This is a genomic window from Methylobacterium sp. CM6244 (genome assembly GCF_054817885.1).
On the sequence record NZ_CM139247.1, the window covers coordinates 3,141,468 to 3,164,572 of the forward strand.

At 66.3% G+C, this 23,105-nt stretch carries 23 protein-coding genes and 1 pseudogene; 16 read left to right on the top strand and 8 right to left on the bottom strand.

Going from position 1 to position 23,105, the window contains the following annotated elements:
* Nucleotides 1-178 precede the first annotated feature (178 nt).
* From ACYQML_RS14650 to cysG, 8 genes are all read left to right on the top strand, one after another.
* The gene (locus ACYQML_RS14650) at nucleotides 179-1,468 is read left to right on the top strand and encodes a CmpA/NrtA family ABC transporter substrate-binding protein (RefSeq protein ID WP_056427653.1); all 1,290 of its coding nucleotides are present in this window, start codon (nucleotides 179-181) and stop codon (nucleotides 1,466-1,468) included.
* Nucleotides 1,468-2,334 carry a nitrate ABC transporter permease gene (gene ntrB / locus ACYQML_RS14655; protein ID WP_056427657.1) on the top strand — a complete coding sequence of 289 codons (867 nt, stop codon included), beginning with the start codon at nucleotides 1,468-1,470 and terminating at the stop codon, nucleotides 2,332-2,334. The genes ACYQML_RS14650 and ntrB overlap by 1 nt, the downstream gene beginning before the upstream one ends.
* Nucleotides 2,335-2,410: 76 nt before the next feature.
* Nucleotides 2,411-3,205 (top strand): ABC transporter ATP-binding protein, encoded by a 795-nt coding sequence (locus ACYQML_RS14660; RefSeq protein ID WP_311275483.1) that lies wholly within the window; start codon nucleotides 2,411-2,413, stop codon nucleotides 3,203-3,205.
* A gap of 16 nt (nucleotides 3,206-3,221) precedes the next feature.
* The gene (locus ACYQML_RS14665) at nucleotides 3,222-4,445 is read left to right on the top strand and encodes an NAD(P)/FAD-dependent oxidoreductase (protein ID WP_056427663.1); all 1,224 of its coding nucleotides are present in this window, start codon (nucleotides 3,222-3,224) and stop codon (nucleotides 4,443-4,445) included.
* 11 nt (nucleotides 4,446-4,456) lie between these two features.
* Nucleotides 4,457-6,244, top strand: a complete 1,788-nt coding sequence (locus ACYQML_RS14670; protein ID WP_311275485.1) for a NirA family protein — start codon at nucleotides 4,457-4,459, stop codon at nucleotides 6,242-6,244.
* Nucleotides 6,241-7,839 (top strand): sulfite reductase subunit alpha, encoded by a 1,599-nt coding sequence (locus ACYQML_RS14675; protein WP_461233198.1) that lies wholly within the window; start codon nucleotides 6,241-6,243, stop codon nucleotides 7,837-7,839. The genes ACYQML_RS14670 and ACYQML_RS14675 overlap by 4 nt, the downstream gene beginning before the upstream one ends.
* Before the next feature lie 244 nt (nucleotides 7,840-8,083).
* Nucleotides 8,084-10,762, top strand: coding sequence for a nitrate reductase (locus tag ACYQML_RS14680; RefSeq protein WP_461233199.1), 2,679 nt, complete (start codon nucleotides 8,084-8,086; stop codon nucleotides 10,760-10,762).
* A 15-nt stretch (nucleotides 10,763-10,777) separates the two neighbouring features.
* A complete protein-coding gene (gene cysG / locus ACYQML_RS14685) occupies nucleotides 10,778-12,271 on the top strand; it encodes a siroheme synthase CysG (RefSeq protein WP_461233200.1) in 1,494 nt (497 codons plus the stop codon).
* A gap of 14 nt (nucleotides 12,272-12,285) precedes the next feature.
* On the opposite strand, the gene ACYQML_RS14690 is transcribed toward cysG, so the two are convergent.
* Both ACYQML_RS14690 and ACYQML_RS14695 read right to left on the bottom strand, forming a co-directional pair.
* On the bottom strand, nucleotides 12,286-12,774 hold the full coding sequence (locus ACYQML_RS14690) for a hypothetical protein (protein WP_461233201.1): 489 nt from the start codon (nucleotides 12,772-12,774) through the stop codon (nucleotides 12,286-12,288).
* The gene (locus tag ACYQML_RS14695; RefSeq protein WP_461233202.1) at nucleotides 12,771-13,688 is read right to left on the bottom strand and encodes an acyl-CoA desaturase; all 918 of its coding nucleotides are present in this window, start codon (nucleotides 13,686-13,688) and stop codon (nucleotides 12,771-12,773) included. Before ACYQML_RS14695 ends, ACYQML_RS14690 begins: the two co-directional genes overlap by 4 nt.
* A 102-nt stretch (nucleotides 13,689-13,790) precedes the next feature.
* Between ACYQML_RS14695 and ACYQML_RS14700 the strand changes: the two genes are divergently transcribed.
* The 3 genes from ACYQML_RS14700 (at nucleotide 13,791) to ACYQML_RS14710 (ending at nucleotide 16,067) form a co-directional block, all read left to right on the top strand.
* Nucleotides 13,791-14,114 (top strand): metalloregulator ArsR/SmtB family transcription factor, encoded by a 324-nt coding sequence (locus ACYQML_RS14700; protein WP_461233203.1) that lies wholly within the window; start codon nucleotides 13,791-13,793, stop codon nucleotides 14,112-14,114.
* 143 nt (nucleotides 14,115-14,257) lie between these two features.
* Nucleotides 14,258-15,373: a D-alanyl-D-alanine-carboxypeptidase/endopeptidase AmpH gene (gene ampH, locus ACYQML_RS14705; RefSeq protein WP_461233204.1), complete on the top strand. Its 1,116-nt coding sequence runs from the start codon at nucleotides 14,258-14,260 to the stop codon at nucleotides 15,371-15,373.
* Nucleotides 15,374-15,488: 115 nt separating this feature from the next.
* Nucleotides 15,489-16,067: an SCO family protein gene (locus tag ACYQML_RS14710; RefSeq protein ID WP_461233205.1), complete on the top strand. Its 579-nt coding sequence runs from the start codon at nucleotides 15,489-15,491 to the stop codon at nucleotides 16,065-16,067.
* A gap of 22 nt (nucleotides 16,068-16,089) precedes the next feature.
* Here ACYQML_RS14710 and ACYQML_RS14715 read toward each other — a convergent pair.
* Nucleotides 16,090-17,160, bottom strand: a pseudogene (locus ACYQML_RS14715) (glycosyltransferase family 2 protein); the annotation flags it as partial.
* Between the two features lie 220 nt (nucleotides 17,161-17,380).
* On the opposite strand from ACYQML_RS14715, the gene ACYQML_RS14720 reads away from it, so the two are divergent.
* Nucleotides 17,381-17,605, top strand: a complete 225-nt coding sequence (locus ACYQML_RS14720) for a hypothetical protein (protein ID WP_461233206.1) — start codon at nucleotides 17,381-17,383, stop codon at nucleotides 17,603-17,605.
* 388 nt (nucleotides 17,606-17,993) lie between these two features.
* On the opposite strand, the gene ACYQML_RS14725 is transcribed toward ACYQML_RS14720, so the two are convergent.
* Nucleotides 17,994-18,272 carry a hypothetical protein gene (locus ACYQML_RS14725; protein ID WP_461233207.1) on the bottom strand — a complete coding sequence of 93 codons (279 nt, stop codon included), beginning with the start codon at nucleotides 18,270-18,272 and terminating at the stop codon, nucleotides 17,994-17,996.
* Nucleotides 18,273-18,427: 155 nt separating this feature from the next.
* On the opposite strand from ACYQML_RS14725, the gene ACYQML_RS14730 reads away from it, so the two are divergent.
* Both ACYQML_RS14730 and ACYQML_RS14735 read left to right on the top strand, forming a co-directional pair.
* Entirely contained in the window at nucleotides 18,428-18,985 is a 558-nt protein-coding gene (locus ACYQML_RS14730) for a hypothetical protein (protein ID WP_461233208.1), read from the top strand.
* A gap of 236 nt (nucleotides 18,986-19,221) precedes the next feature.
* Complete coding sequence (locus ACYQML_RS14735; RefSeq protein ID WP_461233209.1) at nucleotides 19,222-19,395, top strand: hypothetical protein; 174 nt, start codon at nucleotides 19,222-19,224, stop codon at nucleotides 19,393-19,395.
* Here ACYQML_RS14735 and ACYQML_RS14740 read toward each other — a convergent pair.
* Nucleotides 19,368-19,625, bottom strand: coding sequence for a helix-turn-helix domain-containing protein (locus ACYQML_RS14740; RefSeq protein ID WP_461233210.1), 258 nt, complete (start codon nucleotides 19,623-19,625; stop codon nucleotides 19,368-19,370). The genes ACYQML_RS14735 and ACYQML_RS14740 overlap by 28 nt on opposite strands.
* A gap of 77 nt (nucleotides 19,626-19,702) precedes the next feature.
* Between ACYQML_RS14740 and ACYQML_RS14745 the strand changes: the two genes are divergently transcribed.
* The gene (locus ACYQML_RS14745) at nucleotides 19,703-20,710 is read left to right on the top strand and encodes an IS1595 family transposase (RefSeq protein ID WP_461235733.1); all 1,008 of its coding nucleotides are present in this window, start codon (nucleotides 19,703-19,705) and stop codon (nucleotides 20,708-20,710) included.
* A 1-nt stretch (nucleotide 20,711) separates the two neighbouring features.
* Nucleotides 20,712-21,143, top strand: coding sequence for a hypothetical protein (locus tag ACYQML_RS14750; RefSeq protein ID WP_461233211.1), 432 nt, complete (start codon nucleotides 20,712-20,714; stop codon nucleotides 21,141-21,143).
* On the opposite strand, the gene ACYQML_RS14755 is transcribed toward ACYQML_RS14750, so the two are convergent.
* The 3 genes from ACYQML_RS14755 to ACYQML_RS14765 form a co-directional block, all read right to left on the bottom strand.
* The gene (locus ACYQML_RS14755; RefSeq protein WP_461233212.1) at nucleotides 21,136-21,807 is read right to left on the bottom strand and encodes a hypothetical protein; all 672 of its coding nucleotides are present in this window, start codon (nucleotides 21,805-21,807) and stop codon (nucleotides 21,136-21,138) included. The genes ACYQML_RS14750 and ACYQML_RS14755 overlap by 8 nt on opposite strands.
* Nucleotides 21,746-22,033, bottom strand: coding sequence for a hypothetical protein (locus ACYQML_RS14760; RefSeq protein ID WP_461233213.1), 288 nt, complete (start codon nucleotides 22,031-22,033; stop codon nucleotides 21,746-21,748). Before ACYQML_RS14760 ends, ACYQML_RS14755 begins: the two co-directional genes overlap by 62 nt.
* 124 nt (nucleotides 22,034-22,157) lie before the next feature.
* Nucleotides 22,158-22,997 (bottom strand): hypothetical protein, encoded by an 840-nt coding sequence (locus ACYQML_RS14765; RefSeq protein WP_461233214.1) that lies wholly within the window; start codon nucleotides 22,995-22,997, stop codon nucleotides 22,158-22,160.
* Nucleotides 22,998-23,105 lie beyond the last annotated feature (108 nt).

Below are 23,105 nucleotides of genomic sequence, written 5' to 3' on the forward strand. Positions count from 1 at the left end.
GGCACGGAACCTGCTGTGCCTATCCCGCTCGTCAACGGCGACGGGCACGAATGTCGGCAGAGCCGCTGACCCAAGTAACCCGTTGGCGCGCTTTCGCGGCTGCCTTCGGTTGCGTTTGGGCGGCGGTTTTTTTTCGTCTTCGGGTCGACTGCTTAAGCTTCGAGGGATCGAGTTTTCCATGACTGACGGGTTTCAGAACAGCCGCCGCAGCCTCTTGAAGGGCGCCGCCGCGACCTTGTCGCTGGCAGCCCTGGCGCGCACTGCGCTGCCCGGCGGTGCTTTCGCGCAGGGGGCGGGCCCCGAGGTGAAGGGCGCCAAGCTCGGCTTCATCGCGCTCACCGATGCCGGCCCGCTCTTCGTCGCCAAGGAAAAGGGCTTCTTCGCCAAGCACGGCATGCCCGACGTGGAGGTGCTGAAACAGGCGAGCTGGGGCACCACCCGCGACAACCTCGTGCTCGGCTCCGAGGGCAACGGCATCGACGGCGCGCACATCCTGACGCCGATGCCCTACCTCATCAGCGCCGGCCGCGTGACGCAGAACAACGTCCCCGTGCCGATGCAGATCCTGGCCCGGCTCAACACCAACGGCCAGTGCGTCTCGGTGGCCAAGGAATATCTGGACGCCAAGGTCGCGCTCGATTCCAAGGTGTTCAAGGCCGCGATCGACAAGAAGAAGGCCGCCGGCAAGTCGGTGAAGGCGGCCATGACCTTCCCCGGCGGCACCCACGACCTCTGGATCCGCTACTGGCTCGCCGCTGGCGGGATCGACCCCGACAAGGACATCGAGACCATCGTCGTGCCGCCGCCCCAGATGGTGGCGAACATGAAGGTCGGCACGATGGATTGCTTCTGCGTCGGCGAGCCGTGGAACGCGCAGCTCGTGCAGCAGGGCCTCGGCTATACCGCGCTGACCACCGGCGAATTGTGGAAGGACCACCCGGAGAAAGCGTTCGCCATGCGCGCCTCCTGGGTCGAGAAGAACCCCATCGCCGCCAAGGCTCTGACCATGGCCGTGCTGGAAGCGCAGATGTGGTGCGACAAGCCCGAGAACCGGGATGAGTTCGCCGCCATCGTCGCCAAGCGCCAGTGGATCAACATCCCCGTCGGCGATGTCGCCGGCCGCATGAAGGGCACCATCGATTACGGCGACGGCCGCGTGGTCGAGAACAGCCCCTACGTCATGAAGTTCTTCGCCGACAACGCCTCCTACCCCTACCAGAGCCACGACCTCTGGTTCCTCACCGAGGACATCCGCTGGGGCAAGTTCGACGCGCAGACGGACACCAAGGCGCTCATCGCCAAGGTGAACCGCGAGGATATCTGGCGCGACGCCGCGAAGGCGCTGGGCGTCACCGCGATCCCGAGCTCCACGTCGCGCGGCAAGGAGACCTTCTTCGACGGCAAGGTCTTCGATCCCGCCGATCCCGCCGCCTACCTGTCCAGCCTCGGCATCAAGAGGATCGCGTGATGGCCAACACCTCCACCATCGCCGTGACGGGGACCGCCGCGAAGCCGGCGGCCAAGGCCCCGCGCAAGCCCTTCGTGACCCTGGCGACGTTCCGCCAGATCGCCGTCAACCTGATCCCGCCGATCGTGGTGCTGATCGCCTTCCTGGTGATCTGGGAGCTGCTGTGCTCGCGGCCCACCGCCGGCCTGCCGCCGCCCTCGCGCGTCGTCACCGAGGCGTGGGACATCATCGCCCACCCGTTCTACGACAATGGCGGCACCGACAAGGGCCTGTTCTGGCACATCTATGCCAGCATCCAGCGCGTCGCCTTCGGCTTCGCCCTGGCCACCGTCGTGGGCATCATGGTCGGCACCCTGATCGGCCAGTCGGATTGGGCCATGCGCGGCCTCGACCCGATCTTCCAGGTGCTGCGCACGATCCCGCCGCTGGCCTGGCTGCCGCTCTCCCTCGCGGCGTTCCGCGACGGCCAGCCCTCGGCCATCTTCGTGATCTTCATCACCTCGATCTGGCCGATCATCATCAATACGGCGGTGGGCATCCGCAACATCCCGCAGGATTACCGCAACGTGGCGGCGGTGCTGCGCCTCAACCCGCTCGAATTCTTCGTGAAGATCATGCTGCCCTCGGCGGCTCCCTACATCTTCACGGGGCTTCGCATCGGCGTCGGCCTGTCCTGGCTCGCCATCGTGGCGGCCGAGATGCTCATCGGCGGCGTCGGCATCGGCTTCTTCATCTGGGACGCCTGGAACTCGTCGCACATCTCCGAGATCATCGTCGCCCTCGTCTATGTCGGGGTGATCGGGTTCTTCCTCGACCGGTTCGTGGCTTTCATCGGCACCCTCGTCACCCGCGGCGCCACCGCCTGAACGCCTCCGCGCGGCGCGCCGGGGTCTTCCCGTCGCGCCGTGCCCCGACCGCCTCTCGCAGAGGGACACGAGACCCATGAGCTATCTCAGCATCGAGAATGTCGGCATCAGCTTCACCCGCTCCGGGCGCACCAACGAAGTGCTGCGCGACGTGAGCGTAAAGATCGACAAGGGCGAGTTCGTCTCGCTGATCGGCCATTCCGGCTGCGGCAAGTCGACGGTGCTCAACATCGTCGCCGGGCTGCTCAAGGCCTCCACCGGCGGCGTCCTCCTGGAAGAGAAGGAGGTGAACAGCCCCGGCCCGGACCGCGCCGTGGTGTTCCAGAACCATTCCCTGCTGCCCTGGCTCACCGTGCGCGAGAACGTGGCTTTGGCCGTCGAGAAGGTGCTGAAGGGTAAGAAGACCCGGGCCGAGCGGTCCGAATGGATCGACCACAACCTCGCCCTCGTGAACATGACCCATGCCGCAGACCGTCGCCCCAACGAGATCTCGGGCGGCATGAAGCAGCGCGTCGGCATCGCCCGGGCGCTGGCCATGGAGCCGAAGGTGCTCCTCCTCGACGAGCCGTTCGGGGCGCTGGACGCGCTCACCCGCGCCCACCTCCAGGACTCGCTCATGGACATCCATGCGCGGCTCAAGAACGCCGTCATCATGATCACCCACGATGTCGACGAGGCGGTGCTGCTCTCGGACCGGATCGTGATGATGACCAACGGCCCCTCGGCCACGGTCGGCGAGATCCTGAAGGTCGATCTCGAGCGTCCCCGCCGGCGCCTCGATCTGGTGGAGGACGCGACCTACACCCATGCCCGCGCCGCCGTGCTCGAGTTCCTCTATGCCCGCCACGCCAAACCCGCCATGGCGGCGTGAGGATCGGACGCAGGTCATGAAGGAGCGTCTGGTGGTGATCGGCAACGGCATGGCGTCGTTGCGCTTTCTGGAGCGGCTGACCGAGCGCGCGCCCGGTCGCTACGACGTCACCGTCGTGGGTGCCGAGCCGCAGGCGGCCTATAACCGCGTGCTGCTCTCGTCGCTGCTGGGCGGCGAGGTCGACGAAGCGGCCTGCGCGTTCCGTGGCCTCGACTGGTACGAGGCGCACGGCATCCGCCTCATCACCGGCGCGCCGGTGACGCAGGTCGACCGGGAGAACGCCCTCGTCATGGTCGGCGAGACCCATGTCCTGCCCTTCGACAAGCTCGTCCTCGCGGTGGGCTCGCTCCCGATCCGGCTACCGAAGCCCGGCATGGACCTGCCCGGCATCATCACGTTTCGCGATCTCGCGGACGTGGCGGCCATCCGGAAAGCCGCGGTCACCGGCGCAAAAGCCATCGTCATCGGCGGCGGCCTGCTCGGGCTGGAGGCCGCCGTCGGCCTCGCGCGGCTCGGGGTCGACACGACCCTGCTCCACGTCATGGACCGGCTGATGGAGCGCCAGCTCGACCACCACGCCGCCGGCCTGGTGAAGCGCGCCATGGAATCCCGCGGAATCCGCGTCCTCCTCAAGGCCGATACCGCCCATGTCGAGGGCGACGGCCGGGTCGAGCGCCTCGTCCTGTCGGACGGCACGGTGCTGCCGGCCGACCTCGTGGTGATGTCGGTGGGGGTACGCCCCAATGCCGTCCTCGCCCAGGGCGCCGGGCTCGAAGTCGGGCGCGGCATCAAGGTCGACGACCGGATGACGAGCTCCGATCCGCGCATCTTCGCTCTCGGCGAATGCGCCGAGCATCGCGGCATGGTCTACGGCCTCGTCGAGCCCGCCTACGACCAGGCCGAAGTGCTGAGCCGCCACCTCGTCGGCGAGGAAGCCGCCTATCTTGGCACCTCGCTGGCCACCAGCCTCAAGGTCTCGGGCCTGCCGGTCTTCTCGGCCGGCGAGATCGAGGCGCCCGAACATGCCGAGACGGTGGTGATGTCGGATCCCGGCCTCGGCCTCTACCGCAAGCTGATCATCGGCGACGGCAAGCTCCTCGGCGCCGTCTTCGTCGGCGACATTGCCGAACAGGGCTGGTGCAAGACGCTGATCCGCACCGGCGAACCCATCGCCGATCACCGTGACGACCTGATGTTCGGGCGCGTCCACGCCCCCGATTCCCAATCCCTGGCAGCATGATGGAGGCTTCCATGGCCGACGATTTCAACGCCGAGCAGAAGCGCTACCTCGAAGGCTTCGCCTCGGGCATCGCCGCCGCGCGCATCACCGGCGGCCTCGCCCTTGGGCAGGGTGTCGCCGCGCCCTCCGAGCCGACCGGCCCGGACGCGATCCACATCAAGGCCCAGGACGCCACGGTGAAGGCCGGCGGCAAGCTCTGCGACCAGGAGAAGTGGAAGCGGGCGGAGAACCCTTTCGACGGCCATAACCGCCTGATCGCCGAGGCCGCCACCGGCAAGGCCCCGAAGCCGGAGGACAATTTCCGCTGGCGATATCACGGCCTGTTCTGGCTCGCCCCAGCCAGCGGCGACTTCATGTGCCGCCTGCGCATCCCCAACGGCATCCTGCAGCACTGGCAGTTCGCCGGCATCGCGGATCTGGCCGATGCCCATGGCGGCGGCTACAGCCACGTCACCACCCGTGCGAACCTCCAGGTTCGCGAGATCACGGCGGAGCACGGCCAGCCCTTCCTCGACGGGCTGATCGACCTCGGCCTCACCGCGCGCGGCTCGGGCGCGGACAACATCCGCAACGTCACCGGCTCGCCGGTGGCCGGGATCGACGCCCAGGAACTCCTCGACACCCGGCCCTTGGCCAAGTCCTGGCACAACTGGATCATCAACGACCGTTCGCTCTACGGCCTGCCGCGCAAGTTCAACGTCGCTTTCGACGGCGGCGGCGTGATGCCTGTGCTGGAAGAGACCAACGATATCGGCTTCCAGGCGGTGAGGGTCCTCGACGGCGCGGCCGTGGAGCCCGGCGTGTGGATGCGCCTCGTGCTCGGTGGCATCTCCGGCCACCGCGATCTCGCCCGCGATACCGGCGTGGTGCTGAAGCCCGAGGCCTGCAACAAGGTCGCCGACGCGATCCTGCGGGTCTTCATCAAGAACGGCGACCGGACCAACCGCAACAAGAGCCGGATGAAATACGTCCTCGATGCCTGGGGCTTCGACAAGTACCTCGCCGCCGTCGAGGAGGAACTCGGCTACACGCTCGACCGGGTGGACCCCGCGCATCTCGCCCCGCGCAGGCCCATGGACCGCTTCTCCCATGTGGGCGTCCACAAACAGGTCCAGCCGGGCCTGAACTGGATCGGCGTGATCCTGCCCGTGGGCAAGATGACCTCCGACCAGATGCGGGAATTGGCAAAGATCTCGTCGGAATGCGGCGACGGCGCCATCCGCATGACGGTGTGGCAGAACTTCCTGTTCTCCGGCGTGCCCGACGCCAAGGTGGCCGAGGTCCAGGCCCGCGTGGCAGCGCTCGGCCTCACCACGGAAGCCTCCAGCATCCGCGCCGGCCTCGTGGCCTGCACCGGCAACAAGGGCTGCAAGTTCGCCGCCTCGGACACGAAGGGCCACGCGCTCGTCATCGCCGATTACATGGAGGCCCACCTGCCGGAACTCGACGTGCCCGTGAACGTGCACGTCACCGGCTGCCATCATAGCTGCGCCCAGCATTACATCGGCGATATCGGCCTCATCGGCGCGAAGGTCGTCGTCTCGGAGGAGGGCGACACCGTCGAGGGCTACGACATCGTCGTCGGCGGCGGTTTCGGCGACAGCCCGAAGATCGGCACCGAGATCTGGAAGGCGGTGAAGGCGGAGGATTGTCCGTCCCGGATCGAGGCGCTGCTGCGCAGCTACCTCGCCCGCCGCGAGAGCCAGGCCGAGAGCTTCCAGGCCTTCACCGCCCGCACCGGCCCGGAGAGCCTCCGCAGCCTCGCCGAAGATCAACCCGTCCTGAAGGCCGCAGCATGAGCGAGCACGTCATCCCCCCGCTCGTTCTCATCCCCGAGAACGCCCCGTTCAACCCGGACCAGCGTTCCTGGCTGTCCGGCTATTTCGCCGCCCTGCTCGGCCCCGCCGTGGAAGGCGCGACGGCCCTCGCCCCCGGCGATACGGGTGGCGGGCCGAAGCTCGCCGACAACGACGACGCGCCCTGGCACGATCCGTCGATGCCGCTGCCCGACCGGATGGAGCTCGCCAAGGAGCGGCCGGAGGCGCAGAAGCTCATGGCCGCCATGGCGCAGCAGGATTGCGGCCAGTGCGGCTACAATTGCGCGGATTATGCCAACGCCCTGTTCCTGAAGAAGGAAGAGCGCCTGAACCTGTGCCAGCCGGGGGGCAAGGACACCCTCCGCATGCTCAAGAAGCTGGATGAGGAATTCGGCGCGAGCGGCGGCGCGAAAGCGGCCGAAGCGGGGGAGGGCGAGGCCAAGGCGGAGGCGCCCCTCGGACCGCTCGGCTATTGCCGCGAGAACCCGGTGGAGGCCGTGTTCCTGTCCCGCACCCGCCTCAACGAGCCGGGCGGCGAGAAGGAGACCTGGCATGTCGAGATCGATCTCACGGGCACGCCCATCGAGTATGTGGTCGGCGATTCGCTCGGGCTCCTCCCCTCGAACCCGCCGGCCCTGGTGGATGCGATCATCGCCGAGCTCGGCACCCGGCCCGAGCGCATGATCGGCGGCCAGACCCTGCGGAACCGGCTGATCAAGGATTACTCCCTGGGCGCCGCGCCGGACGGGCTCTACCAGCTTCTCTCGCTCCTCACTTCGGGGGAGGCGCGCAAGAAGGCGCGGGCGCTCTCGGCGGGCGAGGACCCGGACGGCGACGCCGCCTATCTCGACGTGCTCGGCGCGCTTCACAAGTTTCCCGGCGCCCGGCCCGACGCGGAGGTCTTCCTGGAAGCCCTCGACGAGCTGCAGCCCCGCCTTTACTCGATCTCCTCATCGCCGAAGGCCGATCCGGGCCGGGTCTCGCTCACGGTCGACGCGGTGCGCTACAACCACCGCTCACGGCTCCGTCTGGGTGTCGCCTCGACCCATCTCGGCGAACGCATTGCCGAGAAGACCACGGTCAAGGTCTACCTGCAGAAGGCGCACGGCTTCGCCTTGCCGGAGGATTTGTCGAAAGACGTCATCATGTGCGGGCCGGGCACCGGCATCGCACCGTTCCGCGCCTTCCTGCGCGAGCGCGCCGCGACCCAGGCGCCGGGACGCAACTGGCTGTTCTACGGCCATCAGCGCCAGGCCAGCGACTTCTTCTACAAGGACGAGCTGAACGCGCTGAAGGACGGCAAGGTGCTCACCCGCCTGTCCCTCGCCTGGTCGCGGGACGGGACCGAGAAGACCTATGTGCAGGACCGCATGCGCGAGAACGGCGCTGACCTGTGGAAATGGCTCGAAGGCGGCGCCCATTTCTACGTCTGCGGCGATGCCAAGCGCATGGCCAAGGATGTGGAGCGAGCGATCATCGACGTCGCCGGTCAGTTCGGGGGCAAGAATCCCGACGAGGCCGTGGCCTACCTCGCCCATCTGAAGAAGACCGGGCGGTATCAGGCCGACGTGTACTGAAAACGGGAAGAGCCCTCCTTTGCGGGCTACCGAACTCAAACACCTGATCGCGCTGGCAGAGCATGTCCCTCTCCCCCTTGTGGGGAGAGGCTAGGAGTGGGGGTGGCGCCGCTGGCCTCTGCCCTCTGAGGGTCGCCCAACCACCCCCACCTCCAACTCCTCCCCACAAGGGGGGAGGGAGATGCGCACAGCCGGCCCGACTCTTGCTGCCCTTCGAACCCTGGAACCCGCCGAGGATTTCGCCATGAACGCGCACGTCCAGGCACCCGCCGCCGCCGTGAAGACCACCTGCCCGTATTGCGGCGTCGGCTGCGGCGTGATCGCCACGCCGGACGGGCAGGGCGGCGCGGGGATCGCCGGCGATACCGAGCACCCGGCCAATTTCGGCCGCCTCTGCTCCAAGGGCTCCGCCCTCGGCGAGACCCTGTCCCTCGACAACCGCCTGCTGCATCCCGTCGTCGACGGCGTGCGGTCGAGTTGGGAATCGGCGCTCGGCACCGTGGCCGGTGGTTTGCGGAAGGTCGCCGAGCAGCACGGCCCGGATTCGATCGCGTTCTACCTGTCCGGCCAGCTTCTCACCGAGGATTACTACGTCGCCAACAAGCTCGCGAAGGGCTTCCTCGGCACGCCCCATGTGGACACCAACTCGCGCCTCTGCATGTCGAGCGCGGTGGCGGCCCACCGCCGTGCCTTCGGTTCGGACACGGTGCCGGGCTGCTACGAGGATCTCGACGAGGCCGACCTCATCGTGCTGGTGGGGTCCAACACCGCCTGGTGCCACCCGATCCTGTTCCGCCGCATGGTCGATGCCCGCGCCAAGCGCGGCACCAAGCTCGTGGTGATCGACCCGCGCCGAACCCAGACGGGGGAGGAGGCAGACCTCTTCCTCGGCCTGAAGCCGGGCACCGACACCGCCCTGTTCTCCGGCCTCCTGGTCCATCTCGCGAGCGCAGGTGCTTTCGACTACCGCTTCGTTCTCGACCACACGACCGGCCTCGACGGGGCCCTGGAGCGCGCCCGTTCGATCGCCCCGGACATCGCCGCCACGGCCGCCGCAACCGGGTTGTCGGAGGCCGATGTCGGGCAATTCTTCACCCAGTTCGCGCGCACGAAGCGCGTCGTCACCGGCTTCTCGCAAGGGGTCAACCAGTCGGCGCAGGGGACCGACAAGGGCAATGCCATCATCAATTGCCACCTCGCCACCGGCCGCATCGGCCAGCCCGGCGCGGGGCCGCTCTCCCTCACCGGCCAGCCCAACGCCATGGGTGGCCGCGAGGTCGGCGGGCTCGCCAACATGCTCGCCGCCCACATGCATTTCGCGCCCGAGGAAGTGGACCGGGTCCGCCGGTTCTGGTCGGCGCCCAACATCATCACCGGCGAGGGCATGAAGGCCGTCGCCCTGTTCGAGGCGGTGGAGCGCGGCAAGATCAAGGCCCTCTGGGTGATGGGCACCAACCCCGTCGTGTCGATGCCCCGTGCCGACGCGATCCGCGATGCGATCAAGGGACTCGATCTCTACGTCGTCTCCGAGGCTGTCGCCGACAGCGACACCGCCATGGCGACGGGCCGGAAGACCGTGCTGCTGCCGGCCCAGGCCTGGGGCGAGAAGGACGGCACCGTCACCAATTCCGAGCGGCGCATCTCGCGCCAGCGCAGCTTCCTGAAGGCTCCCGGCGAGGCGCGGGCGGATTGGGCGATCATCAGCGACGTGGCCAAGCGCCTCGGCCACGGCGAGGCCTTCGCCTATCCGAACGCCGCCGCGATCTTCCGCGAACATGCCTCGCTCTCGGCCTTCGAGAATAACGGCAGCCGCAACTTCGACATCGGCGCGGTGAGCGACATCTCCGATATCGCCTATGCCGGGGCGGCGCCCGTGCAATGGCCCCTGACGAAGCGTGGGGGAAAGCAGGGCCGGCAGCGGCTCTTCGCCGACGGGCAGTTCTTCACCTTCGACAAGCGCGCCCGTTTCGTCGCCGTGCAGCCCCCGGCGCTGGCCCAGGCCGTGAGCGCGGACTTCCCCTTCGTGCTCAATACCGGACGGGTCCGCGATCACTGGCACACGATGACGCGCACGGGGAAGAGCCAGCGCCTGTCGGCCCATCGCGACGTGCCCTTCGTCGAGATCCACCCCGATGACGCAACCGCGATGGGCGTGGTCCATGGCGGCCTCGCCACGGTCTCCACCGCGCATGGTGCGGCGGTGCTGGAGGTGATGGTGGGGGAGGGTATGCGCCGGGGCGACCTCTTCGCGGCCTTCCACTGGAGCGGGGCCACCGCGTCGGAGGGCCGCGTCGGCGCCCTCGCGCGCGGCATCCCCGATCCGGTCTCCGGCCAGCCCGAGTTAAAGGCAACGCCGGCCACCATTGCGCCGGCGGTCTATCGCAGCCGAGGCTTCCTGCTCACCCGCGACCAGAAGTCTCTCCCCGCCGGCTGGTGGTGGGCGCGCGCGACGATCCAGGGCGGATCCGGGCTGCACTTCGCCACCCAGGAGAGCTCGCGCGAAGTCGCGCTGATGCTGAGGGGGATGTTCCAAGGCCTCGAGATCGCGGAATACGCAGACCACGCCCGTGGCCGCTACCGTTTCGCCGCCTATGACGGGGAGCGTCTCGTCGCCTGTCTGGCCCTGACGCCCGGCGACGCGAAGCCGGGCTGGGAATCGGAGAAGGCCTATTTCGCCGCTCCCGATCTCGAACCCTCCGCCCGACGCGCCCTGCTCTCAGGCCGGGCCGAGACGGCCTCCGCCGGTCCGACCGTCTGCGCCTGCCACGGGGTCGGCCTCGACGTCATCACCGCCACCATCGCGGCCGGCGCTCACAGCGTCGAGGCGGTGGGTGCCGCCTGCAAGGCCGGCACGAATTGCGGCTCGTGCATCCCAGAGATCCGCAAGCTGCTGCCGCAGGCGCTTGCGCGCGACGCCGCATAAGCTCATTTTCACGCCATGAGCACGCCCCGCCAGCCCCGGGAAACCCGACCCGCCGGAATCGCCGCCCGTGAGGGCGCCGGACATGCCGGCCTCGAACCGCTGGCGGTCTTGCCGGTCTTCGTGCCGCTGCAGGGCAAACGCGCGGTGCTGGCCGGGTCCAATGGCGGCGCGCCGTGGAAGGTGAAGCTGCTCGCCGCCGCCGGGGCCGATGTCGACGTCTACGCGCCGGAGCCCAGCGACGAGTTGCGCGCAGTGCCGGGCGAGATCGTCGCCGGCAGCGTGACCCTGCATGAGCGCCAGTGGCAACCCTCCGACCTCCAGGGCGCGGCCTTCTGCATCGGCGCCATGGAGGACGAGGCCGATTGCATCGCCTTCGTGGCCGCGGCGCGGGCGACCGGCGCCATCGTCAACGCCGTCGACCGGCCGCATCTCTGCGACGTGAAGTTCGGTGCCATCGTCAACCGCTCGCCCATGGTGGTGGGCATCTCGACGGAGGGCGCGGCTCCTGTCTTCGGGCAGACGGTGCGCGCCCGGATCGAGGGCATGCTCCCGCGCGGGTTCAAGGCCTGGATTGGTGCCGCCCGCGACTGGCGCGAGGAGGTCACGAGCCGCTTCCACGCCTTCTCCGACCGCCGCGCCTTCTGGGAGCGGTTCACGGATCGCGCCTTCGCCGAGCCGGACCGGGCTCCCACCGAGGCGGACCTCGCCGAGCTTCTCGGCCAGACGGACGCCGCACCGAAGGGTGGGGCGGTGACCCTCGTCGGCTCGGGGCCGGGCGATGCCGAGCTCCTGACGCTGAAGGCCCTGCGGGCGCTCCGCAACGCCGACGTGATCCTCTACGACGATCTCGTGGCGCCCGAGATCCTCGATTATGCCCGCCGCGAGGCGCGCACCATGCTGGTCGGCAAGACCGGGCACGGGCCCTCCTGCCGCCAGGACGACATCAACGCGCTGATGGTGCAGCTCGCCAAATCCGGCAAGCAGGTGGTGCGCCTGAAATCCGGCGATCCCCTCGTCTTCGGCCGGGCCGGCGAGGAGATCGACGCCTGCCATCAGGCGGGAATCCCCGTGAGCGTGGTGCCGGGCATCTCGGCGGCACAGGGGGCGGCCGCATCGCTGGGCGTCTCGTTGACCAACCGCGACTCGGCGCGACGCCTGCAATTCGTCACCGGCCACGACCGGCGCGGTGCCCTGCCGGCGGACCTGAACTGGGGGGCGCTCGCCGATCCGAGCGTCACCACCGTGGTCTACATGCCGAAAAAGACCCTGCGCGAGCTTCTCGAACGCGCCGTCGCCGAGGGTCTGGCCCCGGCCACCCCCGGGCTCCTCGTCTTCAACGCCACGCGCCCCAACCAAGCCGTCGTGTCGGGCACAGCCGCCGACCTGGCGGACCGGGTGGAGGCATCGGGCTTCGATGGGCCGGCCCTGCTGATGGTGGGCGAGGCTCTGCGGCTGCACAGGCTTGAAGCGGTCGCGGCAACGCCAGAGCCGGACAAGCTGGCGATCTGACCGTCGCTCGGCGTTCATTGGACAGGGGGCGGCCTTCGTTTCGCCGAGAGGACGTAGAAGGCCACGCCCGCAATGGCCGCGCCGAAGAACATCAGTAGGTTCTCCGCATTCTGCATCGCCCCGGCGAGCCGGCCGGGAATATCGCCGACCGTGAGCACTGAGCCGCGCCGCATCACCACGCTCGTCACGGACACGAACAGCCAGACGATGATGGGCGCGGCGACGCTCCATGCCAAGACGTACCGTTCGATCGCGCGCTTGAGCAGCATGCCGCTGACGATGGCGATAAAGATCAGCGGACTTGCGATAATCAAACTGAGCGGCACGAGAATGATCATCGCCGCGAAGACCTGCAAGGAGTCGAGGACCAGCGAACCGGTCGCTTTCGCTCGACCGGCGGCAACGCTCTCGCCGAGGAACAGGAGCACCGACGCAACAACGCCGGTGAACCCACACACGGCGACACGCGCGGAGATGGGCCAGGATGCAGAGGAGCCAATCATGTCCGTGCCTCCACCCTACCGACACGGCGCAATCCCTCCCTCGGCGTCAGGTCGCGCGGCTGCTTCAGCCCCCACACCAGCCCGAGCCGGCGCATCGCCAGCAGCACCCACCAGCCTGGATCGTGCTGGCCCGGCTCGATGCCGAGGCGGGCGGATTCCGGCCAGGCATGATGGTTGCCGTGCCACGCCTCTCCGAAGGTGACGAGGGAGGCCGCCGGCAGGTCGTGGCCCTGCACCGCGACACCATCCACCGCCCAGCCCTGCGGCCCGCGCCGGTGGGTGAGATGGCCGACGAGCCAGTGCCCGGTGAGGCTCACGGCGATCCGCACGGGGACGCCCCAGACCAGCCACGGCATGCCGCCGAGCGCGTAGAACAGGATCGCCCACGGGATCTGCTGCGCCATCCAGGTCGCCTCCAACCAGCGCAGGAACCCATCGCGGGCGATCCTGTCCTCCGGCACGAAGCGGGGCGGCTGGGCGAGATCGAAGCGGCAATGCATCTGCCACCACGCGTCGCGCAGAAACGGTGCGCGGTGGGCATGGAGATCGTGGCACGAGGCCTGGCGCTGCGCCCAGTCCCGGGTGTCGTGGAGCCGTACCATGCCGAGGGGTCCCGCCATGCCGACCAGCGTGCCGAGATAGACCAGCACGCGCTCCACCCAGAGCGGCGCCGACAGGCTGCGATGGATCAGGAGCCGGTGCAGGCCGATGGAGTGCCCGAGACAAAGAGTGACCGCGCTCGTCGCCAGGAACAGCAGCACCGCACCGGGCGTGACGAAGATCGGCGCCAGGGAGACGGCCGCCAACGTCATGCCACCGGTCCAGAGCGAGCGGGACGGCGCCCAGCGGACCCTCCCTTCCGTGGCGGAGGTGTCCGGTCCCGCAATGAGGCGGTGTGTCGAGAGAAGCGTCATGTCGGCCTCCTACAATTAGGTGATTACCTAATTACGCTAGCGACCGATTTGTCAATCGTTAGCTCATCGCCTAAATGTCCGATGAAGTGAGGCACCGATCCCATGCAGCGCGTCTTCGAGGCCCTGGCATCCCCAGTGCGCCGAAAAATCCTCGCCTATCTGGCGCATGCCGAGTTGAGCGCGGGCGACATCGCCTCACGCTTCGAGATGTCGAAACCGTCGATCTCGCAGCACCTGTCGATCCTGGAGAATGCCGGTCTGGTGGCGAGCGAGAAGCGGGGCCAGTTCGTGTTTTACCGGCAGGTGGAGGACAATCTCGCCAACACCCTCGCCGGGTTCGTGCAGGAGGTCTGCCCCGTCGGTCGCCCGCTCCGGCGCGAGAGCGCCACCCTCACCAGCGACCGAGGTAAGGGCGGGGAAAGCTGAGATCGGGCGTCCCGTCGCGGTGACTTGCCTCCGGACGGCGTGAACGATCAAACACCTGTGTATCCTGCGGCGTCTCCGCGGATCCGATAGGCTCGTGTCTCGCGCCATACGTGTAGAGTTCCGACCAGAATCGGAGCCACGCCGTGAACAAGCGATTCGCTGTCCTCGCCCTCGCCCTGTCGCTCGCGACGACGACACGAGCATTTAGCGCCGACGATCCGGTGATCGCGGCGGCGACGGACTTGACCGGTGACGTCCTGTTCCTCGAATCCGGCGCGCCCGGTATGATCCTGGTGGTCGTGCGTGGGGACGGGACCTTCATCCGCGGCTACGGCGAGACCGAGAAGGGCAACGGCATCACGCCCGACGGAACGAGCCTGGTGCGGCTCAATTCCATCACCAAGGTCTTCACGACGGAAGTCCTGGCCTCCCTCGCCACGGAGAGGAAGCTCTCCCTCGCCGATCCGCTGCAGAGCTTCGCGCCGCAGGCGAAGGTTCCCGCCTTCGAAGGGCGCCCCATCACCCTCCTCGACCTCGCGACCTATTCGGGCGCCCTACCGCGCGAGATGGGACACGCTCCCGAAGGCACGAATCCCCGCGCCTGGCCGACCCGCGACGACCGCTGGTCCTGGCTCGGCCAATACTCGCTGCCTTGGGCCCCCGGCACCGTCACGTCCTACTCGAATGTGGGGTTCGACCTCCTGGCCGATGCGGTCGGGACGGCAGGCGGCGCGTCCTATGCGAACGTGCTGCGCGGCCACGTCACCGCGCCCCTCGGAATGCCGGATACGGTTCTCTCGCCGACACCGGAGCAATGCGCCCGGCTGATGATCGGCTCGGGCCTCGGCGGCCCGGCCACCTGCGTCGACACCCAGGCGACGGGGGGAAGCGGCGGCCTCTACAGCACCGGCAACGACATGGCCCGCTGGCTCCGGCACAACGTCACCGCCACGAGCGGCGCGCTCGCCCTGAGCCACGCGGTCTACCGCCAGCGCCAATCGATGCCGGCGGCGATCGGCTTCGACGAAGCGTCGCCCATGGCGGGTCTGGCCCTCGGCTGGGTGGCCCTGGCGGCCAAGGGGAACGAACCGGCGATGCTGGCCAAGAGCGGGGGAGGCGCCGGCTTCATGAGCTACGTCGCCTTCGCGCCGGGGCGCGATGTCGGGGTCTTCGTCGTCATCAACAGCATCGATTTCGCGGCGTTCTCCGCCTTGACCAGCACGACCCACAAGCTGATCGCCGCCCTCGCGACCCGCTGACCCGGGTAGGGAAGCCGGGTCCACGGAGCCCCCCGGCGACACATTGACGGTTGCCCGCATCCCCGGCCCATGCTCTTGCCGCAGCGTCCCCCCGGAACCGGCTTGAAGGCTCCCCATGCGTCGCGCCCTTCCCCTCATCCTCTTCGCCCTCGGCCTCGTGGCGCTCGGCGTCGCGGCCACCGTGATGCTCGTGCCGAAGGCGGGGCAGGTGGCGACCAGCAGCGTCGGCGGCCCCTTCACCCTCACCGACCAGAACGGACGGCGCGTCACCGAGCGGGATTTCGCCGGGGCGACCCATCTGGTCTTCTTCGGATTCACGCATTGCCCCGATGTCTGCCCGACGACGCTGCAGCAGATCGGTGATGTGCTCCAGGCGCTCGGGCCCAAGGGCAAGGACACGAAGGCGCTGTTCATCGCGGTCGATCCCGAGCGCGACACGCCCGAGGCCCTGAAGACCTACCTCGCCAGTTTCGATCCCCGCATCGTCGGCCTCACCGGCTCGCAGGAGGAGGTCAACGCCGCCGTGAAGGCCTACCGTGCCTACGTCCGCAAGGTGCCGACCAAGGGGGACGACTACACGATGGAGCACACGGCTTTGGTCTACATCATGGACGGCCGGAACCGCTTCGTGAACGCCCTCAACCTGACGAAACCCGCCGACCAGACGGCGGCGGAACTCGCCAAGGCGCTGTAACGCGTCATGGTGCTGTGCCCGGTCATCGCGGTGGGTGCGGTGTCAGCGCCCCGCTGCGCGAGGTGCGGGACAGGCCGTGTTCGGTCTTGTTCCAGCGGTCTGGCGCCAGGATCAGCTCGATCACCCCGCGCCAGGCGGCGAGGCTGACGAGCAGGAAATAGGCCGGCAGCAGGGGCACGAAGGGGACGAGATCGTCCCAGCCCCGTCGCCGGCAGCCGATATAGGCGGGCAGCAGCATCGCCACGAAGCCGGAGACGAGGACCGTGATCGCCGTGCCGGTGGGCAGATTCGCCCAGAAGTCGCTCCCCGCCTCGATCCGGCCCGGCCACAGGGAGATCACGGCCGGCAGCATCAGGAACGGGTAGGCCAGGGCCGAGACCACCGTACCGGGGATGAGGGCCAGCGCGCAGAGGCTCGCCAGCGGGCCGAGTTCGCGGAATGTCGCCATGGGGGTGCGGCCATGGGTGAGGCTGGTCTGGAGGAAGCCCTTCATCCAGCGGGTGCGCTGGTTGAGCCAGGCCTTGTAGCGGGCCGGCGCCTCCTCGATCGTGCTGCTCGGCAGGTCACCCACATCGTAGCCGGCCCGCGCCAGCCGCAGACCGAGATCGGCATCCTCGGTGACGTTCCAGGCATTCCAGCCATGGACGGCGCGCAGGATATGGGTCCGGAAATGGGTGGAGGTGCCGCCGAGCGGCGTCGGCAGCCGCCACGCCGCCAGTGCCGGGCCGAGCACGTCGAACAGGGCCGTGTATTCGAGGGCGAAGCACCGGGTGAGCCAGGAATCGCGGGCATTGTCGATGACGAGGCGGCCCTGCAGGCAGGCCGTGCGTGGGGAGGCGCGGGCGAAGGCTGCGGCCGCCGCCCGCAACTGGCCGGGATCGGGCACGTCTTCCGCGTCGTAGACCACGAGGCAGCTTCCCCGCGCCAGGGGCAGGGCGGCGTTGAGGGCGCGCGGCTTGGTCTTTGGCAGCCCCGGCGGCACGACGACGACCTCCACATGTGCCGGCAGGGCGAGGCAGGCGAGCGCCCCCGCCGTGGCGGCATCGTCGGCCTCGGTGAGGAGCTTGATGTCGAGCTTCGCCACCGGGTAATCGCGGTCTTATGCAGCAACCTCACCCAAAAGCGTTGAGGGCAACTCAAGGCGATTAGCTGCCAAAAGATCCGGTCTCGCGGTGCAGATGTACCAAGGGCTGTGCGGTACCCATTGTGTACAATCTAATAGCTCGGCTACGGTCGCGCATCATCGGCCTCTACCCTTGGCTCCGATGACTGAGAGAGTCGTGCGCTCCCGCCTCCACTAGGAGAGCGATGCGATGCCCGACACACCTGGATCCCGCATGGATGCCCTAAACGAGCGACGCCCCTCCGCCTATCGCGTGCTTCTGCTTGCGAAGTCCGGATCTGTCATCGGCATGGTTCGCATCTCCGTTCAGGATGATGACGAAGCCATCGAACGCGCTAAGGCGATGGTTGACGGTCACGCAGTCGAGCTATGGGACGGCCTGCGGTTCATTGAGCAGTTCCCGCCCGTCGATTAGGGGGGCGGTCCTGTCGGGCAGCGCTACCGAAGGGTATTCGTAGTTCGGCCTGAGAGACGAGATTTTGCGAAGGATTTCCCTCGACTCTCTTAGGAGCGCGCGGCTCAGCGCTACTTCTGCACGAATGTCGCAACGTAGTTTGACTACGTAGCAGCGGATGTCTTGGGGTGACTCTGGAAAATGGTCTTTTCCCAGATTGGATAGACGGAACATAAGCTTACCAGATTAGTGCGGGATAAATCCGCAGCGATCTAATCACCGGTGCGTAAATTCTTCGCATTCGAAGTCGGCTTTATGCGGCCTTTCCTGATTATCTGCGATCACATTAATTGTGATCACCAATATTATTTTTGGTCAAATCAGAAACAGTGTTCCCTGGTGTCTGCTTTCAGATAATCCGCGCCTCACCCGGCTTGAGCCGCATGCGCTTTACACTCATGGCGCCGAGTGTGCCGACGATGCGAGGCTCCGCCCTGCCGGGCTCCTGCGCTTCCGCTATCTCAAGCGCGTCCGCCGCCGTCTTTGCTAGGATCGCCCACACGTTGTCAGTGCCGTCCGGCTGTTGGATCGCCACAAGGTAGGCGGTAAGGGCGGGCTTCTTCGGCATGGCCGGGGAGATGCCAGAATGACGCAGCGACGTGAAGCCCATCTCCGTATGCAGAGCCAACCGCGTCTAAGCCACGGACATCGAGTGCCGCGTTGGCAATCCATAATTTGTCGCTCCACCGATGCCCCATGGATAGACCGACAACATCCATTGCAGTCTGACAATTGACGTCTATCATCTGACTCGCCGGAAGTGATTCGGCGGGCGAGCATGTGATGGCCGACCTGAGGGAAGTGATTAAGAGATCCTGGCTGGAGCTAGATGCTCGGGTTGCGCCGTTGCGCGCCCGCGAGGCCACGCTGAAGGCTGAGTTGCGCAGCGTTCAACAGGAACTCGATAAGCTGATGAACCATGTGAGCGATGCCGAGAAAGCAGCGGCAGCCCTTGGCCTTGACCTCACGATCCCTGACAAATCGAAGGAAAGCGTCACCCTTAAGAACGTGCCGATCAAGCAGGCCATTCGGCTCGTACTGTCTGCGACTAAGGACGGGCTGACCTCAAGCGAGCTTCACCGCTCGGTGAGCGATCTGTACTTTAACGGCAATCTGGATCGCACCAGCTTTAGTCCGCAACTCAGTCGCATGAGGGCGGCAGGCGAGGTGGATTTGATTGAGACCTACTGGACCCTGACGCCAGCGGGCCGCGAGTCACTTGAGAGCTACACAAGCGCATCTGTGCGCGAGGCGCAGGCCAGCAACTTCATCCGCTATTATGAACAGCATCGCTTGCCCATCGGCGACGACGCTTTGGCCGATAACACGGAGACTGAATGAGGAAGTTACACGCTTGCTCTCTGGCATAGGTCCGAGCCGGGAGAGAAGCTAGTCGGGCCGGCGCTCCCCCCGCCAGGGGAGCAGCCGGGCCGGCCAGGACCACACAAGCGCTAGAGCCTTCCGACTTGCGAGAAGGGCCAAGCGATGCAAGGCGTCACGCCATCAAAATTGCATCTCTGGTCCAATCTTACAAGCCGGACGGCACCCCTCACACCGATTTCGGTAAAGGACCCGTCATGTCTGCAGAGTTCCCTTGTGACCATCTCACCGCCTGCCACATCCTCCATGCCGTTCTTGTCGAACGGTGGAGCCAGCAGCGCGCTTCCCACTACTTCTGCGTAAACGGCGGCACGGTCTCAAAGATCGTGCGCGGCCTGTCGCATCACGGCGCTGCGCCGCTGCCGTTCTGATCTATCGCGCCGGGATTGCCAGCAACGGTGATCCCGGCCGGCTCTTCAAGGAACGTGACGCCCGCTTCCTCAAACGACCGCCGCATTGCCAAGAGGTTGTTGACGATAGGTTTTCTGAGCCCGTTCTCAAACTGGCGAATCGTACTCAGGCCAATGTTGGCGCGCTTAGAGAGGTCGGGCTGCGACCAGTTCAACCATCCTCGGGCGGCGCGGCATTGCTCAGGGCTCATCGTCATTGAGAGCTAGGGCATGACAATTTTTGCGTCAAGGGCGATTTAAAGCGTTGACCTAACTCAATTCAACTCATATCAATCACCTCAACGCAAAACGTTCAGGTGACGCCGTAGCCCAGCACTTCCTTCTCTCCAAAGCGGCCCGGTCCCTCAGCCTCGCCAAGGTCGCCCGTCTCTCCGACGATCAGGCTTGGGAGACGTTCAAGGCGATCCGCTGGGAGGCTACCGAAGGCGCTCCGTTCTGCCCGCGTTGCGGCTGCCTTAAGCACTCCTTCATCGCCACCCGCAAGCTCTTTAAGTGCGCCGGTTGCCGCCATCAGTACAGCGTCACCTCGGGCACCATCTTCGCTTCCCGCAAGCTCCCGATCCGTGACCATCTCCTCGCCATCGCGATCTTCGCCAACGGCGCGAAGGGCCATAGCGCCCTCCAGCTTTCCCGCGACCTCGATTGCCAGTACCGGACGGCGTTCGTCATGGCTCACAAGCTCCGCGAGGCCGTTTCGGCTGAGGTAGCCGACGCCACTGTGTCCGGCACGGTCGAGGTGGATGGCGCCTATTTTGGCGGTCACGTTCGCCCCGCGAACATGAAGGCGGACCGGATCGACCGTCGCCTTGCCGAGAACCAGACTGGCAAGCGTCGCGTCGTCGTCGTGATCCGCGAGCGCGGCGGCAAGGCGCTCACCTTCGCCTTCCGTTCGGAAGCTGAGTCGATCCCGACGATTAAGCAGCGCGTCGAGGCCGGTAGCGTTGTGCACGCTGACGAGGCAAAGGGCTGGAACGCCCTCCATGGCTCGTTCAAGACCCACCGCATCAACCACCAGGAAGGCTACAGCTTCGACGAGGCTTGCACCAATCAGGCGGAATCGTTCTTCTCCCGCCTCCGTCGCGCCGAAATGGGTATCCACCACCACATCAGCGGCGCCTACCTCGCCTCCTACGCTGGTGAGATGGCTTGGCGTGAGAACCACCGCCGGGTGAGCAACGGGGAGCAGTACGCTCTCATCACAGGTGCGGCCCTCACTCACGCCCCGTCCAAGGTGTGGAAGGGCTACTGGCAGCGCCACACGGCAAAGGTGGCCTGAGATGGCTCTCCTTCACGTCGTCAGCACTCTCACTGCTAAGCGCAACGAGATCGAAGCGCATATCAAGGCGCTGCGGGCTCAGCTTGCTGTGGCAGAGCGCGACCTCTCGTCGGTGACGGCGGTCCTAGCGCTCTATGAGCTAACCCCGGCCACGGAGCTTCGCTTCCCGGCCTATGCCCATCTCAACCGGTTGTTCGTCTACGGGGAGATGTTCAAGCTGTGCAAGGCAGCGCTTGAAGAGGCAGGCAGGCCGCTTACTACACGAGAGATCGCCCTGGCCGTGATCCGCGCGAAGGGCTGGGATGAGAACGACGTGATGTTACGGAAGGCCGTGGCCTACCGGCTCATTCAAAACCTCAGCCGTGCGGTCGTTCAGGGGCGGATAGGAGATGCAGGCAGGCGGAAGAATGTGAGGGTTTGGAAGCTTATTTGACGCCAGTATTACTCTGGGTCGCTTCTGCAGGGGGGTTAAAGAACGCCTTTATCCTATTTGAAAAGTTGTTGAAATCGAATCCGAGGTTTAGGCTTATCAGAACAATTACAACGATTGCTGTCCATATAAAATTTGCAACCAAGTTTTGCCCAAGTCCTGTCCCCCACGCAGGCTTAGTCTTGCTAGTAATATGTTCTTTTAGACTTTCGTGCATCGTTTCTGAAACGCGCACAGAAGAACTAAGTTGATCGTGAATTGCACCAAACTGGCGTCGATAAATCTCGTCGTTTATCTCAGTTTTTGACGATTCCAAGACATCAGATGCAAAGCTATTGATTAACTCTCGGGCTTGAGTGAATAGTGACTCAATACGGAGTTCTGTAACACCACTCACATAATGCTCTATTTCGTCAGGTCTAGCCCTGCGACCCAACAACTGACGACGCTGAACGATCCAATCGCGCTTCTCCGTCTTATAAAGACTATAAGCGACGCACGCGACTACGGGAGCAACTCCGTTTTCGCCAATGGTGCGAGCCATAATCCGCTCAAACACCGTATTATATTCATCGCTTATGATGCCAGGGAGAGTTGCTTCGTCTTCATCCCTTCGGCTTGAACTTGCCGCTTGTTCCGGAGCGCTGGGACTTGCTGTCGAACTCATTCTTTTGGCTCTTCAATGCCCTATCGACATGCTTGCCGATATTAACGCGCACCGTTCCGGCGCCAGGAAGCTTAACCTGGAGTTCGTTGCTTTTCGCAGAGGAGGCCAAAAGCCATTTGAAAGCCATCACACCCGCACGCCAATTTGAGCTTGGCTCAGACGCAATAGGATCATCGTCCCGAACCGACGCCACATGAAACTTGGCGCTAGGGAAGAGGGTGTCCATAAAGGTTGTCTAACCCGTTAATGGGGCTGATCGGCCAAGCCGGCCGTGGGCACAAAAACTGGAACGCTGGTGGGGGAACGTAACTATCAGGTCGACGTTCCACAATCGAAATTAACCCACCACCTCAACGCTTTTGGGTGAGGTTGCTGCATAAGACCGGGTAATCGAACCGCGTCAGCGCCTCCAGCAAGCGCGGCACCACCGCCGCCTCCCGGTAGAGCGCCACGAACACCGTGTAGACCGGCAGGTCGCCCTCCGGCAGCCCGGGTCCGGGTGGGTCTTCCGGCGCAGCCTCGCCGGTGGGTCCGATGGCCGCCACGCGAAAGGTGAGGAGGGCGAGGAACCCGACCTGCACCAGGACCCAGGCCGCCGTGACGAGGAGCGCCGGCAGGCTGGCCATGGCGAGAACGAGCGCCCCGAAGATGAGACCGGCCAGAGCGAGGAGCGGCGCCACGGGGGCGGCATTGTAGGCCCAGTCCGGCCTCCTCCTGAGAAGGTCGTCCGAGGCATGGGCAGCGATTCCCGCAGCGCGTTGGGCAAAGATCGCGTGGCGCAGGGCCGTCGGCGTGGTGATCGCCGGCATCAGCCCCGTCGGGCTGCGCCCCTGCAGCAATTCGGCGATCGCGCGCCCCCGAGGGGCATAGACGAACGCGGCCCCCATTCCCGGTGCGAGGGGGGCGACGCCCGCGATCAGACTGTCGGGAAACCGCGCTCCGGCGCCGAGGGGCAGGGTCCCGCCGAGGAACCGCGCCCCGAGGGTGAGCGCGAGGGCGCGGTAGAAGCGCTCCTCTTCCATCAACCCGGCCTGGATCAGGGTGGTGGCGGCATCGGTGCCGCTCGCCCGGGCCAGGGCCGCGGCTTTCGCCAGCATCAGCGGGGACGTGGCGTGGCTGAGGAGAAACGCGATCTCCGGGGGCAGTGCCACCGTTTTGCCGCGCAGGTTCCTGAAACCGACGATCGACACCGGAACCGGCTCCCCGAGGCCCGGGAACGTGATAGGGGGAGAGCCGTGAGCCAGACGATTCCCGCGCACAACCAGTGCGACACAGATACAACCAGACCGTCAACCCGA